The 14,934-nt window shown below is 70.7% G+C and carries 13 protein-coding genes; 8 read left to right on the forward strand and 5 right to left on the reverse strand.

Features of this window, described 5'->3' with window-relative positions; translation table 11 throughout:
* Positions 1 to 1,107, forward strand: coding sequence for a hypothetical protein (locus AB0C28_RS50480; protein WP_358083790.1), 1,107 nt, complete (start codon positions 1 to 3; stop codon positions 1,105 to 1,107).
* Positions 1,108 to 1,115: 8 nt separating this feature from the next.
* Here AB0C28_RS50480 and AB0C28_RS50485 read toward each other — a convergent pair whose 3' ends face one another.
* Positions 1,116 to 3,773, reverse strand: coding sequence for a hypothetical protein (locus tag AB0C28_RS50485; protein ID WP_358083793.1), 2,658 nt, complete (start codon positions 3,771 to 3,773; stop codon positions 1,116 to 1,118).
* Positions 3,774 to 4,073: 300 nt separating this feature from the next.
* On the opposite strand from AB0C28_RS50485, the gene AB0C28_RS50490 reads away from it, so the two are divergent.
* Positions 4,074 to 5,345, forward strand: coding sequence for a hypothetical protein (locus tag AB0C28_RS50490; protein WP_358083796.1), 1,272 nt, complete (start codon positions 4,074 to 4,076; stop codon positions 5,343 to 5,345).
* On the opposite strand, the gene AB0C28_RS50495 is transcribed toward AB0C28_RS50490, so the two are convergent.
* Positions 5,294 to 5,719 (reverse strand): hypothetical protein, encoded by a 426-nt coding sequence (locus AB0C28_RS50495; RefSeq protein ID WP_358083798.1) that lies wholly within the window; start codon positions 5,717 to 5,719, stop codon positions 5,294 to 5,296. The two genes, AB0C28_RS50490 and AB0C28_RS50495, sit on opposite strands and share 52 nt — an antisense overlap.
* Before the next feature lie 165 nt (positions 5,720 to 5,884).
* Here AB0C28_RS50495 and AB0C28_RS50500 point away from each other — a divergent pair, with 165 nt between their 5' ends.
* Positions 5,885 to 6,469, forward strand: coding sequence for a putative glycolipid-binding domain-containing protein (locus AB0C28_RS50500; protein ID WP_357857310.1), 585 nt, complete (start codon positions 5,885 to 5,887; stop codon positions 6,467 to 6,469).
* Between the two features lie 28 nt (positions 6,470 to 6,497).
* Here AB0C28_RS50500 and AB0C28_RS50505 read toward each other — a convergent pair whose 3' ends face one another.
* Positions 6,498 to 7,295 (reverse strand): hypothetical protein, encoded by a 798-nt coding sequence (locus AB0C28_RS50505; RefSeq protein ID WP_357857313.1) that lies wholly within the window; start codon positions 7,293 to 7,295, stop codon positions 6,498 to 6,500.
* A 124-nt stretch (positions 7,296 to 7,419) separates the two neighbouring features.
* Entirely contained in the window at positions 7,420 to 9,714 is a 2,295-nt protein-coding gene (locus AB0C28_RS50510) for a tetratricopeptide repeat protein (RefSeq protein ID WP_358083801.1), read from the reverse strand.
* A gap of 123 nt (positions 9,715 to 9,837) precedes the next feature.
* Here AB0C28_RS50510 and AB0C28_RS50515 point away from each other — a divergent pair, with 123 nt between their 5' ends.
* Positions 9,838 to 9,975: a hypothetical protein gene (locus AB0C28_RS50515; RefSeq protein WP_357857319.1), complete on the forward strand. Its 138-nt coding sequence runs from the start codon at positions 9,838 to 9,840 to the stop codon at positions 9,973 to 9,975.
* Between the two features lie 221 nt (positions 9,976 to 10,196).
* A complete protein-coding gene (locus tag AB0C28_RS50520) occupies positions 10,197 to 12,242 on the forward strand; it encodes a beta-galactosidase (RefSeq protein WP_358083804.1) in 2,046 nt (681 codons plus the stop codon).
* On the opposite strand, the gene AB0C28_RS50525 is transcribed toward AB0C28_RS50520, so the two are convergent.
* On the reverse strand, positions 12,230 to 12,487 hold the full coding sequence (locus AB0C28_RS50525) for a hypothetical protein (RefSeq protein ID WP_358083807.1): 258 nt from the start codon (positions 12,485 to 12,487) through the stop codon (positions 12,230 to 12,232). The two genes, AB0C28_RS50520 and AB0C28_RS50525, sit on opposite strands and share 13 nt — an antisense overlap.
* A gap of 159 nt (positions 12,488 to 12,646) precedes the next feature.
* Between AB0C28_RS50525 and AB0C28_RS50530 the strand changes: the two genes are divergently transcribed.
* The 3 genes from AB0C28_RS50530 (at position 12,647) to AB0C28_RS50540 (ending at position 14,749) form a co-directional block, all read left to right on the forward strand.
* Positions 12,647 to 13,564 (forward strand): NADP-dependent oxidoreductase, encoded by a 918-nt coding sequence (locus AB0C28_RS50530; protein WP_358083810.1) that lies wholly within the window; start codon positions 12,647 to 12,649, stop codon positions 13,562 to 13,564.
* A gap of 179 nt (positions 13,565 to 13,743) precedes the next feature.
* Positions 13,744 to 14,274: a cupin domain-containing protein gene (locus AB0C28_RS50535; protein WP_358083812.1), complete on the forward strand. Its 531-nt coding sequence runs from the start codon at positions 13,744 to 13,746 to the stop codon at positions 14,272 to 14,274.
* A 184-nt stretch (positions 14,275 to 14,458) separates the two neighbouring features.
* Positions 14,459 to 14,749 (forward strand): hypothetical protein, encoded by a 291-nt coding sequence (locus tag AB0C28_RS50540; protein WP_357857334.1) that lies wholly within the window; start codon positions 14,459 to 14,461, stop codon positions 14,747 to 14,749.
* Positions 14,750 to 14,934: the final 185 nt, after the last annotated feature.

Here is a 14,934-nt window from a genome sequence, read left to right on the forward strand (position 1 = left end):
ATGTCCCAGACGCCGAATGACCCGTTACCCCCGGCATCCCCGCCGACCGACGAGACCAACGAGACCGAACCGACCGACGAGATTGAGCCGACCGACGAGACCGAGCCGACCGAACCGATTGGTCCGATCGTCCAGGAGATCGAGGTCGTGCCTCCGGTCGTCGTACTCGGCGGCCAGAACGTCAAGGTCGAGTTCCAGGTGTACTTGACCGAGCCCGCCGTCCTCCAGGGCAGACTGCTGAGCCCCGACGGCCAGGCGACGGACCTGGAACTGAAGCCGAGCGACGACTCCGACGGCGCCGCGGCCGACTCGGCGTGGTCCGCGGTCCGGATGTTCCGGCCCGACGCCCTCACCGGGCGGTGGCGGCTGGTGATCGAGCTGGGCGGCAACCAGGTCGAGCAGGAGTTCCAGGTCCGCTGGGACTGGCTGCGGATGCCGGTCCGGATCACCACGAACCTGTCCAGCGGCGGCATCGACCTGGGCGAAGCGATCGAGGTGACCGGGACGGTCGAGCGCGAGGTGAAGCACGTCTGGGAGCCGTTCGGCCATCAGATCGTCTCTCTGCCCTACCTGACGGACGCACGGGGCGAGTCCTACACGCTCGCCCAGGTCGACGCCGGCGCGGACGGGAGTTTCTCGGCACTGGCCGAGCCGATCGCCGGCGGCCTGCTCTGGGCCGAACTGGAACTGACCGCCCAGCCCGGCCCCGGCACCCGGAGTGTCGCCGCGCACATCACCGTCAACGACCCGGGCGCCGGCGGTGACAGGGCCTACTACAAGAAACGCACGTTCCGGTGGCCGGGGGACGGCTGGCTGCGGCACACCGTGGAGATCGAACTCGGCGCGGACGGCAGCCCGGCCCGGCGCAAGGCCACCGGGCGGATCGCCATATTCCACTCGCAAGGCAAGACCAGGCCGAGGTCGGGCGATCCTGGCGTGTACGCGCCGATCCGCAACAGCTCGGACGGGAGGGGCGGAGACATCGGCGGAGGCCGCTACAGCGTGCAGACCCGCCGTCCGGGACGCGGCTATTATTGGCGGATCGTCTACTACGACCCGGGCAACCGCCAGCGCAACGCGAGCGGCTGGATGAAGGACCCCACCTGACGCCCGGGTCACGGGCCGTGCAGTGCCGGATCGATCGTGAAGCTCATCCCGCCGACCACCACCCCGTCGATCAGGGTCCGCAGGCGGATGACCACGTCCGGTCCGGCAGCTGTCACCTCGCCGGCCGTGAAGTCCCCTCCAGGATGCACGACGAGGGTGACCTCCCGGCCGGCACGGGGCTCCAGGCGGCCGGTCGCGCCGCCTGCCAGGGTGACGTTCCAGCCGCGCCGGCGCAGGAAAGCGGGTAAGTCCGCCTGGACGGTGATGTCCGCACCGCGCGGCCAGGGGTTGTGCACCCGCAGGCGGCGGCCCTGCAGGCTCCGCGTGAGCCCGCCCGCTCCGCCTCCGCCGGCGACGGGCGACATGCCCCGCTGGGCGATGTTGTTGTCGAACGGCACGAGCCGGTGGAGCGGGATCGGCCCCTTCGCCGACGTGAGCGAGGTGCTCGGGTCGTTGTTGGCGCGGTCCCCCTTGGCGCTCACACACATCAGCAGGCAGTCGTGCCCGGCTGACGGGGTCCAGGCGAACGGGCCGACGATCACGCTGCCACCCGGGACTATCGGGCCCGGCACGGTGATCGACGGCGTGTCCATCGGCTTCCAGTCGCCGGGCCAGACGAGCCCGGCCGAGGGCCCGCAGCAGAACCCGCGGACCGTGACGTTCCGCGCGTCGCCGGTGCCGCGGTTCCCGACCCGTACGTAGGCGTGGTTCACGGTGCCGGCGCCGGGTGTCTGATGGGCGCCGCCTCCGTCCGCGGCCAGCCGGTTCCAGACGTCGGTGCTCTCCCAGAAGTCTCCCTGGTACGCGTACCCGCCCTTCCTGCCGTCGTCGATGTAGACATCGACCTCGCGGGGGACGCCGGGACCGTTGTCCGGCAGGATCGTGCCGGGCGCCTTATAGAGCCCCCGCTGCTCGAAGCTCCAGCGGATGACCTTGCGGAGCGCGCCGGGCAGGCCCTCGTAAGCGGCCGGAGCGGCGTCGGCCACCATTATGGCCTTGGCGTAGGCGTCGGCCCGGGAAACGGTCGTGTACTGCGCGGTCGGCAGCGAGGCGATGCCGCCGATGATCAGATAGGCGGCGTACCGGGACGCCCACGTCTGGACGCTCACATCAGGGGACGCGCCGCCGATCGAGCAGTAGAGGGAGAAGAGGGTCGCCGAGAGGATCTGCTCGCTGCTGTAGTCGGAGACGACGTCACGGTCGCCGTCCCAGGCCCAGCCGTCCTCCATCTTTCTGAGGGGCCCGCCGTGGTGGCGCGCCGTCTTCGTCCACGGGAACGTCTGGTGACGGATCGGCGCCCTCGATCCCGGGTCGTACAGCACCGCCGCGAGCGCGTCGCCAGGACTGTGCGCGAAAGTCAGGTTCGCCGCATGCACGGCGTCCCACAGCAGCGCGTGGCAGAACTCGTGCGCGACGATGCGGGGGTCGTTGGCCAGACTGACCCCCGTCGTGGCCGACCGGCCGAAGACGAACCTCTCCAGCCCGACGTCGCCCAGCTTGCCCAGCGCGTACGCGTTGTCCTCGTCGTGGAGGGCGAGATGGTCGACCGGGATCGGCTCTTTCCCGATCGTCTCGTCGAACAGCCTGCCGAGGACGAAACCCAGCTCCTGGACCAGGCGGAACAGCCGGTCGGCATGGTAATAGGCGTTGACGGCGGCGAATTCCTGGCTGTCGACGGGATACCGGAAAGTGCCGCCGGACGTGGAAGGCGGCGGGCCGTGCGGTGGCTCGCTGTCGACGATCTGCACGAAGTCGCCGCGGAGTGGCTGCGGATCGGCGGGCACGAGACCTTGGAGCTCCTCGAACGCGCAGCGGGCGTCGAGCTCGCCGGCCACCCCCTTCAGCTCTCCGCCGGTGGTCACGGGGTCCCGAGGGTAGACATACCCCTCCACCGCGGCGATCGCGGCCCGCAGGTACAGCACCCCTCCGGTCTCCACCTCGACGAACGCCCGCCAGTGCACGGGCCCGACACCCGGTACAGGCCAGGTGAACAGCACCTCGCGGACGACGTAGTGCCGGCCCGCCACGACGTCGCCGGAAACCTCGGGCAACGGGAGAACCGGCGGCCCGCCCCCTTCTCCGGCGCCGTCTTGGGCCGGTCCGGCTTCGGGATCGAAGCGGGCGGCCGGGTCGTACCGGTATACGAGCAGCCGGCTTCCGCCGATCTCCGGCAGGCGGTCCGACGACTTCGGGTCCGCCGGCAGGCCGAGCAGCCGGGCGAGCTCCTTGGCCCCGAAGGGCGGCAGATAGGGCGCGTGGTCGTCCGGGATCCTGGCGTCCGCATCCAGGTGGACGCTGCTCTGCGAGGCGACCACCCGTAACGGATCAGGAAGGAGCGACACGCTCAGGCCGGCCTCCCAGATCGGCAGCGACAGGACCGTCTGCACGAACGAGACGATCGTCACCTGGGTGATCGATTTCTCTTCGGCGAAGCGGAGCAGGGCCGGTTCCGGGACGGGCCTGTCTCCTACGCGCGTCCAGAGGTCGGTGAGCATCGAGCCGGGAATGCCGTAGACGGGCGCCACGTCATCCGCGTACCTGGCCGCGACCCGAACCGGGTCCGGCCCGTCGGAGTCCAGGTAGGGCCGCTCCAGGTGCTCCAGCCCGCGCACGATCCCGAGCTCGTCGAGTTCCACCTCTACGTCGCGTTCCAGCTCGAAAGCCATCTTGCCCACCAACCTCCGCGAGAGCGCGGGTGATGGCCACCGGCCGCACCCGCTGACCTGTCGATGAACCGGACCGCCACCGCCGCCCGTGCCCGCCGCCGGTCGGTGATCGAGGGGGAGCGGCGCCATCTCATCGGCCGGCGCACGGCTGGGCCCCCGCACCCGTTGTACATCGGCCTCGCCTCGGCGTCATGTGGCGCCGAAGGGGGGTAGCCCGTCATGAGCGGCCATCTGACGGAGGCCCTCCGATCGGCCTGCCTATGATCGTCTTCCAGGGCAGGCTCGTGCGAAGGGGTGATCATGACGGCGGAGCATCACAGCGGAGCCAGGCGCGTGCTCGCCCGGCTGCTCGAAGCCGGGAACGGCGTGCTGAGGTGTGAGCCCGCCTGGGTCGCCCGTGACTTCCTGCCGCCGGGCCGGCGGCTCGGCCTGCCCGAGCACGCCTACGACGTGGGGGAGCGCGGCGGGATCTGCGAGCGGTGGCTCGCCTCGACGACGAAGGCCGACAACCGCGTCGGCCCCCCGGACGAGGGGCTCAGCCACGTCGTGGGGGAGCACGGCGAACGGCTCCTGCTGCGCGACGCCGTGGCCGCCGATCCCGCCGCGATCCTCGGCGCGGCGTACGCCGCCACGCACCCCGCCGGGCTTGGCCGGCTGGCGAAGATCTTCGACTACGCCTACCGGCTGCCGTACCACATCCATCCGCCCCAGGAGTTCGCGTCCCTGGTAGGCCGGAACGCCAAGGACGAGTCGTACCACTTCCTGCCGGGCGCCGACCTGGGCGCGCATCCGGAGACGTTCTTCGGCGTGCACCCGTGGATCACGGAGCGGGCCGCGTACGACGTGCTGCTGCCCTACCTCGTCGACTGGGACAGCGACCTGATCCTCCGGCACGCCCGCGCGGAGCTCCAGGTCCCCGAGGAGGGCTTCCACGTGCCGTCCGGCGTGCTGCACGCCCCCGGCACGGCCCTCACTCTCGAACTGCAGGAGGACTCCGACGTCTCGGCGATGTTCCAGGCGCTGAACGCCGGCCGGATCATCTCCAAGGACCTGCTGTTCAAGGACGTCCGCCCGCGCGACCGCGCCGAGCACGGCGAGCGGTTCCCGCTCGGCTTCGTGGACTGGGAGGTCAACGGTGACCCCTGGTTCTACGAGAACCGCCACCTGCGCCCGCTGCCGGTGGCGGGCGCGGACGGCGACGGCGAGGAGACCTGGGTCTTCTACAACACCGGCAAGTACGCGGGCAAACGCCTCGTCGTCCCGCCCGGCGGGGTCCACCGGCTGCGCGAACCCGGCGTCTACAGCGTGTTCGCCTGGACGGGGACGGGTACGTACGCGGGGCACGAGGTGCGCGGCGGCGAGCCGGGGCTGGACGAGCTGGTGGTGACCTTCGACGCGGCGACCCGGGAGCACGAGGTCGTCAACACCGGCGGCGCGGACCTCATGATGTTCCTGTTCTTCGGGCCCGGCCTGCACACGGAGACGCCCTCCATCGCGGGCCGCGGCGTGACGGGGCCGGATCAGGCGACGGCGCCGATCCGGTACAACCCGGGCCCGCCGGCGAAGAAGTAGTCCTTGGTCCTGTCGCCGTCGATGGCGACGGCGCCCAGGTAGTCGTCCACGTCGAGGGTGTCCTCCTCCCAGAGGTAGAGGACGGCGTTCGGGGCGACGCACTTGTCGACCTCGGCCCGCTCGTTCACGGCGATCGACACGTAGTCCGCGGTCACCGGCCAGACCCGCACGCCGGTGCTGGTGTTGATGTACACCTCGTCGTGCCCGTTCTCGGTGATCTCCAGGGCCCGCAGCCCGTCGAGGAACACGTTCCCGCCACAGGTCATCGCGGAGGCGGTCCTGGCGGCGAGGGCCGCCGAGGTCCCGGTGGCGGTCCGCCACGCCGCCGCCGTGCCCACGGCCGCGAGTCGCGAGAGTTTCCGCCAGGTGCGCATGCCGGTTTCCCTTCTGCCGTTCGCTGAAGTCTCCGATCGAACACGACGACGTCTTCATTCGGGCTTCTGTGCGATTTCACCGCAGGTCAGAAGGGTGGGCTGCCGGGTGGTCCCGCTGGAAGGACGGGGCCCGCTTCTGTCGGTGGCGGGTGACATGATCCGGCCATGACATCCTTCGCCCCACCGCCGGGCATCGCCGCCTGGCGGCACCTCGGCGTACGCACCGGCTTCGAGGTCGTCCGCTTCCGCGCCACGCCCGGCGGACATCGCGTCGAGGGCTGTACGACCGCGGTCGAGGAGGGCGAGGCCTGGATCGTCGACTACGTGATCGACCTCGACCCGGGCTGGGCCACGCGCTCGGCCCGGCTGACGAGCCGTTCCGCCCGGGGCGAGCGCCACATCGTCCTGGAGGGCGACGGCGCAGGCCACTGGCGGCTGGACGGGGCGCCGGCGCCCTGGCTGGACGGGTGCCTCGACGTCGACCTGGAGTCCTCGGCCCTCACCAACGCGTTCCCCGTGCACCGGCTGCACCTCGGCGTGGGCGCCGCCGCGCCGGCTCCCGCGGCCTTCGTCCGGGCCGCCGACCTGGCCGTCGAACGGCTGGAGCAGCACTATGCCCGCCTGCCCGACGACGGCGGGCGGCAGCGGTACGACTACGCCGCGCCGGTCTTCGACGTCGCCTGCCGCCTGACGTACGACGAGTCCGGCCTCGTCCTCGACTATCCCGGCCTGGCAGTCAGAGCCGCCTGAGACGCCACGCGCCTTTCGGCGAGTCGTGTCAGCCCGGAAGCCGCAGCTTGCAGCTGCCTTCGACACACAGCTCGATGGTCGTCGTACGAGGGTCCGGCGCCTTGATCGTCACCTTGCCGCCCCACCGGCTGTAGCGGGTGTCGACGTGAACGGTCCTGCCCGCCAGCTCGTCCATGCCGCCGGCGAACGTGAACGTGCTCCGCACCCTGCTGACCAGGCCCGCCCGGGTCAGCGTGAGGGTGTAGGAGAGCTCGGTGCCCGGGTCCCAGCCGGCGTGGGTCGAGTGCTCCGCCCAGCGGGAGACCTGCTCAAGCTTCTTGAACGTGATCGCGCCGGTGACGGTGTCACCGCTCCGCCGCCCGTTCTTCAGCAGGACGGCCAGGGTGGCGGGCTCGGCGGGATTGATCAGCTGCTCGTCGTAGCCGAGCAACTCGGTGTGCCAGAGGTACAACTGGTGTGCATCCTTCCACCAGGTCTTGCCCTTCTTCAGCTGCTTCCCGATGAGACCGCCGGACCGATACCCGGTGCCGCCGATGTCGTGATTGAAGCCGATCACCCGTTCGCGCCCGTGCTCACCCCCTGCGGTGGTGACGTCCAGGGCCAGGACGCCACCCTTGGCGTCGAGCTCGAACACCCCTTCACGCCGGCGCTCACCCCGTTCCGTGGAGCCCTCCAGCAGGGTGGCCGTCTCGGCGAAGTGCACGCCGCGCCCGGCCGCCGGCACGGCCTTCAGCGCCTGGACGGAATCCTTGGCCGCGGCCTGCGCGAGAGCGGTGCACGCCAGCAGAGCGCCGCAGACCACCAGGGCCGTGATCGTCCTCCTCATGATGGTGATCCTGCCGCGAGGTGATCACGCCAGGAACACGGTCCGGAGGCGACCCTCAGAAGATGACTAACCAGGAGGGCGTCCCCTGGCGCGACTGCGCGAGTGGGACACCGGCACACCTCGGTTATGCGGGTGGTGGGGAATCGGGCTGTTCGGTCGCGTGGGCAAGACGGAGACGCTGGTGGAGGTCGTGAGCGTGGCGAAGGTGGACTCGTGCCGTCGTGTGGTCGCCGGCGATCCGGGCTAGGCGGGCGAGTTCGCTGTGGGCGTCGGCTTGTCCTTGCACATGACTGATCTGGCCGGCGAGGGAGAGCGCGGTGGTGGCGTGATGAAGGGCGGCGGCCATGTTTCCGAGTCCGCGATGGGTGACGGCCAGGTTGTAGTGGCTGTCGGCCTGGTTCATGAGATCTCCCAGGTCCTCGAACAGAGCAAGGGCTTGGTCTAAATGGGTTTGCGCGTCGTGGTGATGGCCCAGGTGCTCGTCCAGCATCCCGAGTTGCCGGTGGCAGATGCCGATGCCGCGACGTTGGCCGACCTGCTCGAACAGGCTCTTTGACCGGGACAGGTGTTCGCGGGTCGTGGTGAAGGTGCCTTCCAGCCGGTCGAGAATGCCGAGATTGGAAAAGGCGAATGCCTGCTCCACGAGGTTGTCGCCCGAGAGGGCGAGAGTAAGGCAGAAAGTGGCGTGCACCCGGGCTTCGGCCAGGTTGCCCAGCCACTTGTGGACGTTGCAGAGCTCGTGGCGGATGGTCGCTTGGCCGACTCGGTTGCCCAGCTGGGTGTACAGCTTCAGAGAGGTCTGAAAGTGCACGAGCGCGGTGAGGTAGCGGCCGGTGCGCATGTCGACCAGACCAAGGCCTTGGTGCATTGCAGCCTGACCAAGCGCGTCATCGGTCTGTTCGGCCAGCTTCAGCGCCTGACTGTTCAGTTCGACGATCTCAGAGTAGAAGCCGCGCATCCGCTGATAGGACTCCAGGTTGTAAGCCAGCCGCCACGCATAGGGCGAGCGTTCGGACAGGCTGTGGCGAGCGACGGCGAGGAGGTCCGCGTGCTGTTGGTCGAGCCATCGCAGCACGGCCACATCTGATTCGTGCTGGGGAGGAGGCAGGTGGGGATCCTCTTTGTCCGAATCCAGATAGGTGACGCTCTCGCTCGAGTCGAGCAAGAGAACCGAGCCGTCGACGATGCCGTTCACGTATCGGAAAAGCCGTTGAAAGGCGCCGGCCAGTTGTCGGGTGCTGTCGTGCTTGCCGGATTCGATCAGAGCAGCGGCACGTACGGCGTCGTGCATGCGATAGCCGACGCCGCTGCGGTTGTCCGCGATGAGCAGACCGCGCTGGTAGAGGGTAGCGAGCTGTTCGGTGGCCTGGTCGAGTGGCTGATCGGCGAGGACGGCGGCGATGGGGGAGCTGATCAGCGAGCCGGGGTAGCGGGCGACGCGACGAAGCACCAGTCGCGCGGGTTTGGTCAGGGCGGCAAGGGAACGGGCGAATGCGGCGGCGGTCTCGTCACTGATCGTCTCGCCCGGGGCAGCGGGGATGCTGAGAGCCGGGTTGGCCGCCTTCAAGTCGCTCATCTGACGGATGGCGAGCGGAAGCCGGAACGTCGCGGCGATCGCGGCGACGGCTTCGGGGTCGTGCAGACCGGCCCGTCGCAAGACGGCACCGGCCAGTTGGGCGGCCTGGCTTCGAGTGAAAGGTGGCAAGGTGACGCCGCGATCGGGGTCGAGACCGATCAACACATGGCGGGTGGTGATCAATATCGCCGATTCCTCAGCTGCGGGTAAGAGCGGACGGATCTGTTCGGCGGTGTCGGCGTCGTCCAGGACGATCAGCATCTTCCTGCCTGTGGTGGCGGCCCGCCAGGTGCGGCTGAGCGCGGTCACGGTGGTGGTGTGCGGATCGGGCGGTACATTGAGGGCGTTGAGCAGGGTGCGTAGCGCCGAGGCGGTGGTCACCCGGGATTCGGTCGCGGCGTAGGTGCGCAACCCCAGCCAGAACACTCCGTCGGGGTAGCGTGCGGCCAGTGCGCGAGCGGCACGGATGGCCAGTTCGGTTTTTCCGGTCCCGGGCATACCGGTGATGATCATCACAAGAGGTCCAGGCGCGGGGGACGTCAAACGGCGCAACTCCTTGCTGCGGCCGACGAAGACCCGGGTGCCGGACGGGACCTGCAGTGCCGAACCGGCCTGCGGCTCTTCCGTCCCGAGCGCCGCCGGGTACCCTGGATCACCGTTCGGCAGGGCGATCAGCGTGCTGGCGCTCACCATGCTGGTCATCAGGACCAGCCCCCCGAACAACCACCAGTTCCATGTCATGGTGAGCAGATTGGTGAGCCCTCCCGCCACTACGCCGGCCATCGGGCCCAAAGCCACGATGATGAGGCGCCCTCGCCGCTGATCCCGTAATCCACCTGCCATCGGATCACCTCATGTCGCTGTCGACCGGGTCGACGGTCTCGGCAGTCGCACGCAGTTCCCGTAGGTCGGAGATGTGTTAGAGCGTTCCCGGGTTGACGCTGAGTAGTCTCGCGGATCGGAGTGATGAAGTTTTCCGCGAGAGGGCACCACCGCATCGACGAGGCCGACATGGCGGGACCTCAGCCCGAGCTGCTGCGGGCGCTCTCGATGGGCATTCAGCGCTTGCCCGCCGGCAGGAGGTCCGTGGGTTTCCGCGCGTAGCCCTGGCTGCCGACGCAGATGGACCGTTCAGCGATCTTCACGCCGCGACGGGGCACCAGTTGGCGCTGGATGGCGCTCGCCGCGTCGATCGTCTCCGCTGGGTCGGCGCCGGCGCACGTGGCCGGGAAGCGGCGGGGGAGCCCCGGCGGGCGGTCATGGGGTGGGGTGCGTCACTATGTTTACGTAAACATCGTTAAACTTGCCCCTGGAGATCGACACTCATGGCAGATCGCCCGTTCCGCTGGCTCCGCCGGCCCGCCGCCTCCCCCCACGGACTGAGCTACGGCGCGGACTACAACCCCGAGCAATGGCCACCGCACATCTGGCGCCAGGACGTCGAGGCGATGCGCAGGGCGGGGGTGACCATCGTGTCGCTGGCGATCTTCTCCTGGGCGCGGCTGCAGCCGGCCGCAGACCGGTGGACGTTCGAGTGGCTGGACGAGGTCATGGACCTGCTGCACGAGGGCGGTATCGCGGTCGATCTGGCCACCGCCACCGCGTCGCCGCCCCCATGGCTGACGGCCGCGTACCCGGAGATCCTGCCCGTCGACCACGAGGGCCGCACCCTGTGGCCGGGCGGGCGCCAGCACTGGCGCCCCACCTCGCCGATCTTCCGCGAGCACGCGCTACGCCTGGTCCGGGCCATGGCGGAACGGTACGGCGACCACCCGGCCCTGGCCGCCTGGCACATCTCCAACGAGCTGGGCTGCCACAACGCCCACGACTACTCCGACGACGCCGCCGCGGCCTTCCGCACCTGGCTGCGCGCCCGTTACGGCACCGTCGACGAGCTGAACCGGGCCTGGGCGACCTCGTTCTGGTCGCAGCAGTACGGCGACTGGAATGAGATCCTGCCACCCCGCCTGGCCGCCTCCTTCCCCAACCCTGCCCAGCAGCTCGACTTCCGGCGCTTCTCCTCCGACGCGCTCAAGGACCACCTGCGCGCCGAACGCGACCTGCTGGCCGAGCTGACCCCCGGCATCCCGGTGACCTCCAACTTCATGGTCATGGGCGAGACCAGGAACATGAACTACGCCGACTGGGCCGGCGAGATCGACTTCGTCTCCAACGACCACTACCTGCTGACCGGCGCGCAGGCCCGCGACGAGCTGTCGTTCTCGGCGAACCTCACCGGCAACCTGGCGGGCGGCCGGCCCTGGTTCCTCATGGAGCACTCCACCAGCGCCGTCAACTGGCAGCCGGTCAACCTGGCCAAACCGCCCGGCGGACTGGCCCGCGACTCGCTCACGCACGTCGCCCATGGCGCCGACGCCGTCTGCTTCTTCCAGTGGCGGCAGTCGGCCGGCGGCGCCGAGAAGTACCACTCGGCGATGCTCCCGCACGCCGGCACCGACAGCGAGGTCTTCAGGGACGTCACCGACCTCGGGACGACCCTCCGCGCGCTCGCCCCCGTCGCCGGCACCCGCCGCCGCACCGCCCAGGCGGCCATCGTCTTCGACTGGGACTCCTGGTGGGCCGCCGAGCTCGACTCCCACCCCACCTCGCTGCTGCGCTACCGCCAGGAGGCGCTCGACTGGTACTCGGCGCTCACCGCGGCCGGCATCCGGGTGGACGTCATCCCGGCCGGCGCCTCGTTCGAGCCGTACGCGCTGCTCGTGGCCCCGATCCTGCACGTGGTGCCGCAGGATCTCGCCGACCGCCTGACCCGATACGCCACCGCCGGCGGTCACCTGGTCACCACGTACTTCTCCGGCATCGTGAACGAGCACGACCAGGTCTGGCTCGGCGGCTACCCCGGCGCCCTGCGCGACCTGCTCGGCATCCGCATCGAGGAGTTCGCGCCCCTCCTGGACGGCGAGCGGGTGGAGCTGGACCTCGGGGTGACCGGCACGCTGTGGACCGACCGCGTCGACGTCACCGACGAGGACGTGGAGATCGTCGCCCGGTACACGACCGGCCTCCAGACGGGCCGCGTCGCCGTCACCAGACGCCGCACCGGCGCCGGCTCGGCCGCCTACGTCTCCACCCGCCTCGGCCCCGACGGCCTCGCCCCCGTGCTCGGCCGCCTCCTGGAGTCCGCCGGCGTGACCAGCGAACTCCCGGCCGACCTGGCGGGCTCGGTGGAACTGGCCGTCCGCACCGGCCCCGACGCCGACTACTGGTTCCTGATCAACCGGACGGACGACGACGTCACCGTGGACGGGGTGGCGGGGGAGCCGATCCAGGCGCCCTCGCTGGCCAAGGACCTCACCCTGGGACCACGCCAGGTCTGCGTCCTGCGCCGCCCGGCACCTCAGAACGGCTGACCGCCGACGCCGGCGATGGTCAGGCACTTGCCGGTCTGACGGTTCACCAGCTGGACGTTCGACGCGACCCAGACGGCGGCGGTCCCGTACGACCGATCGGACGATGCGGTGGCCGATAGGGGGGCCGACGCCGAGGCGACGGTGGCGGTGCCGGCGACAGCGCCGGAGACTGTGCCCGCTGCGAGCAGGGGTGCGATGACGGCTGCCGCCCTGCGGGCGGTCGCGTGCAGAGTAGGTGACTTCATGGACACAGCGTGTTGTCGCGCGGGCCCTGCCCGCCCGAGTAGCCGGTACTCAACCGCAGGTGTGGGCGACGCGCCGCGTCGTGGGTGATCGAGCCGAACGAGCGCCCGCGCGGGTACGTTCGTGCTGTCCGAGATCTCCAGCACCGGCGAGGACCTGTCATGCGAGCCGTCACCATCCGAGACCGCGCCGCGGGCGCGGCCGGGCTCTCTCTGACGGAGGAGCCCTACCCGCACGCCGCCGAGAACGACGTGATCGTACGGGTGCACGCCGCCTCGTTCACCCCCGGGGAGCTCGACTGGCCGGGGACGTGGCTCGACCGCGCCGGCCGGGACCGCACGCCCAGCGTGATCGGGCACGAGGTGTCGGGCGTGGTCGCCGAGGTCGGCTACGGGACCACGCTGCTGACCGTCGGCCAGCGGGTGTTCGGCTACACCGACCCGGCCCGCAACGGCACCCTGGCCGAGTACGTGGCCGCGGAGGCGCGCGACCTCGCGCCGCTGCCGTCCGGGGTCGACCACACGGTGGCCGCCGCGCTGCCGATCTCGGGACTGACCGCGTGGGAGGGGCTGTTCGACCACGGGCGCCTGGTGAGCGGCCAGACCGTGCTCATCCACGGCGCGGCCGGCGCTGTCGGCTCGGTCGCCGTGCAGCTCGCCCGGGAGGCGGGAGCGCGGGTCATCGGCACCGGGCGGGCCACCGTCAAGGACACGGTGCTGGGGCTCGGCGCGGACGCCTTCCTGGATCTGCAGGCCGACTCCCTGGAGGACGTCGGCCAGGTCGACCTGGTGTTCGACGTGATCGGCGGCGACATCATGGACCGCTCGGCCGCGCTGGTGCGCCCCGGTGGCACGCTGGTCACCATCGCCGCGCCGCCCACGGTCAGGCCCGGCGACGGGCGGGCGATCTTCTTCGTCGTCGAGCACGACCGCGTCCGGCTCGCCGACCTGGCCACGCGGGTCCGCGACGGACGGCTGCGCCTGCTCGTCGGCGACGTGGTGCCGCTGGCCGAGGCGCCCGCCGCGTTCACCCGATCGGGCCGGGGCAAGACGATCATCCAGGTCAGGGAAGAGGCATAGCGAGACTACGGCGGCTCATCGCCAAAAGTTGAACCGGCTCCTGGTTAACCTCCTGACCGCCCGGACAGCTGAACCAGGCGCCTCGCCTCCGCCCGCGTCCTCGCGGACGGCGGACAGGCGCCCGTGGCCGCGGCCCTGCCCGCCGGTCACGAGGGTGAAGCAGAACGGGAGGAGCCGTGATGATTCGAGTACGGCCAGTTTGTGCCTTGCTGGCCGCCGGCGTGGTGGCTGCCACGGCCGCCTGCGGCCCCGCGGGGGAACGCGCGACCGCCGAACGGGCGGCCGGGGAGCACGCCGTCGCCCTCCGCGCGCCGGTGACGGAGACGCCCGAAGCCACGGAGACGCCCGTCACCACGGGGACGCCCACGGGCACGCGGCCGCCTGAGGAAACGGTCAAAACGCTGCTGGAACAGCCGCTTCCGGGCGTCAAGGGCAAGACGTTCACGTCGAAGACCGTGGCCTTCCCGCCCGGCGGGCGCTCGGTCCCGCACCGCCACGGCAACGCCTTCGTCTACGCCTACGTCCTCGAAGGCACGATGCGCAGCCAGCTCGGCGGCGAGCCCGTGCGCACGTACCGCCAAGGGGAGTTCTGGGTCGAGGCGCCGGGCGCGCACCACGTGCTCACGGAGAACACCAGCCAGTCGGAGCCGGCGAAACTGCTGGTCGTCTACATCTCCAACACCGGAGAAAACCTCAAGGTCGACGACTGAACCGGCCACCTGGTACGGGGTCGGGAACCGATCGCCGAGCCGGCGTCATGTTCCGCGCGGCGCACGAGATGGATCCCGGGCCGGACCTCGGCACGTCCCATTGGAGAGAGCAGCTGCCCCGGTTCCGTCCACCGCATCCGTCAGTGCCACCACGATCCTCTACTGACAGGAGGAAGAACCCCTGATGGACCCTGACGCCATCGCCCGCCGCGCGCGCCGGTACGGCTGGACCGTACAGTGCAGCGCCGACCCCGGAGTCGTCCTGCTCCGCCGTACCTGGCGGCTGGAGATCACCTTCGTCGGCCACGCCCCGTCGGTCGCACGCATCATGGGCTCGGAGAGCGACGCCGGCCGGCCCATCAACCTCCGCTCCATCAACGCCCTGATCCGCGCCAGACCTGACGAGATCGCCCAGCGCGCCGCGGAGGCGACCCTGGGCGAGCCCGCCGCCCGCGCGGAGGACGCGGGCCCGTAGCGGGGCGATCACCTCGCCGGCATCCCGGCGCGGGAGTCGCGGCCGGTGACGACGGCGTCACGGCCGCGGGGGGGGCGCCAGCACCGCGGAGGGGGGGCGCCCCCCCCCCGGCGCCGCGCCCGCGCCCCCCCCCCCCCGCGGGGAGACCGCCTCGGGGGCGGAGATGAGGTGGGCGGGGGGGCACC

The sequence above is a fragment of the Nonomuraea sp. NPDC048892 genome (assembly GCF_040649735.1).
Classification (GTDB): Bacteria; Actinomycetota; Actinomycetes; order Streptosporangiales; family Streptosporangiaceae; genus Nonomuraea; species Nonomuraea maheshkhaliensis.

Bases quoted from the DNA above. Each gene is read 5' to 3' on its own strand.
- AB0C28_RS50490 (WP_358083796.1), top strand. From the start codon at position 4,074: ATGACGGCGGAGCATCACAGCGGAGCCAGGCGCGTGCTCGCCCGGCTG.
- AB0C28_RS50505 (WP_357857313.1), bottom strand. From the start codon at position 7,295: ATGAGGAGGACGATCACGGCCCTGGTGGTCTGCGGCGCTCTGCTGGCG.
- AB0C28_RS50515 (WP_357857319.1), top strand. From the start codon at position 9,838: ATGAAGTTTTCCGCGAGAGGGCACCACCGCATCGACGAGGCCGACATG.
- AB0C28_RS50530 (WP_358083810.1), top strand. From the start codon at position 12,647: ATGCGAGCCGTCACCATCCGAGACCGCGCCGCGGGCGCGGCCGGGCTC.
- AB0C28_RS50485 (WP_358083793.1), bottom strand. From the start codon at position 3,773: ATGGCTTTCGAGCTGGAACGCGACGTAGAGGTGGAACTCGACGAGCTC.
- AB0C28_RS50540 (WP_357857334.1), top strand. From the start codon at position 14,459: ATGGACCCTGACGCCATCGCCCGCCGCGCGCGCCGGTACGGCTGGACC.
- AB0C28_RS50480 (WP_358083790.1), top strand. From the start codon at position 1: ATGTCCCAGACGCCGAATGACCCGTTACCCCCGGCATCCCCGCCGACC.
- AB0C28_RS50495 (WP_358083798.1), bottom strand. From the start codon at position 5,719: ATGCGCACCTGGCGGAAACTCTCGCGACTCGCGGCCGTGGGCACGGCG.
- AB0C28_RS50520 (WP_358083804.1), top strand. From the start codon at position 10,197: ATGGCAGATCGCCCGTTCCGCTGGCTCCGCCGGCCCGCCGCCTCCCCC.
- AB0C28_RS50525 (WP_358083807.1), bottom strand. From the start codon at position 12,487: ATGAAGTCACCTACTCTGCACGCGACCGCCCGCAGGGCGGCAGCCGTC.
- AB0C28_RS50500 (WP_357857310.1), top strand. From the start codon at position 5,885: ATGACATCCTTCGCCCCACCGCCGGGCATCGCCGCCTGGCGGCACCTC.
- AB0C28_RS50510 (WP_358083801.1), bottom strand. From the start codon at position 9,714: ATGGCAGGTGGATTACGGGATCAGCGGCGAGGGCGCCTCATCATCGTG.
- AB0C28_RS50535 (WP_358083812.1), top strand. From the start codon at position 13,744: ATGATTCGAGTACGGCCAGTTTGTGCCTTGCTGGCCGCCGGCGTGGTG.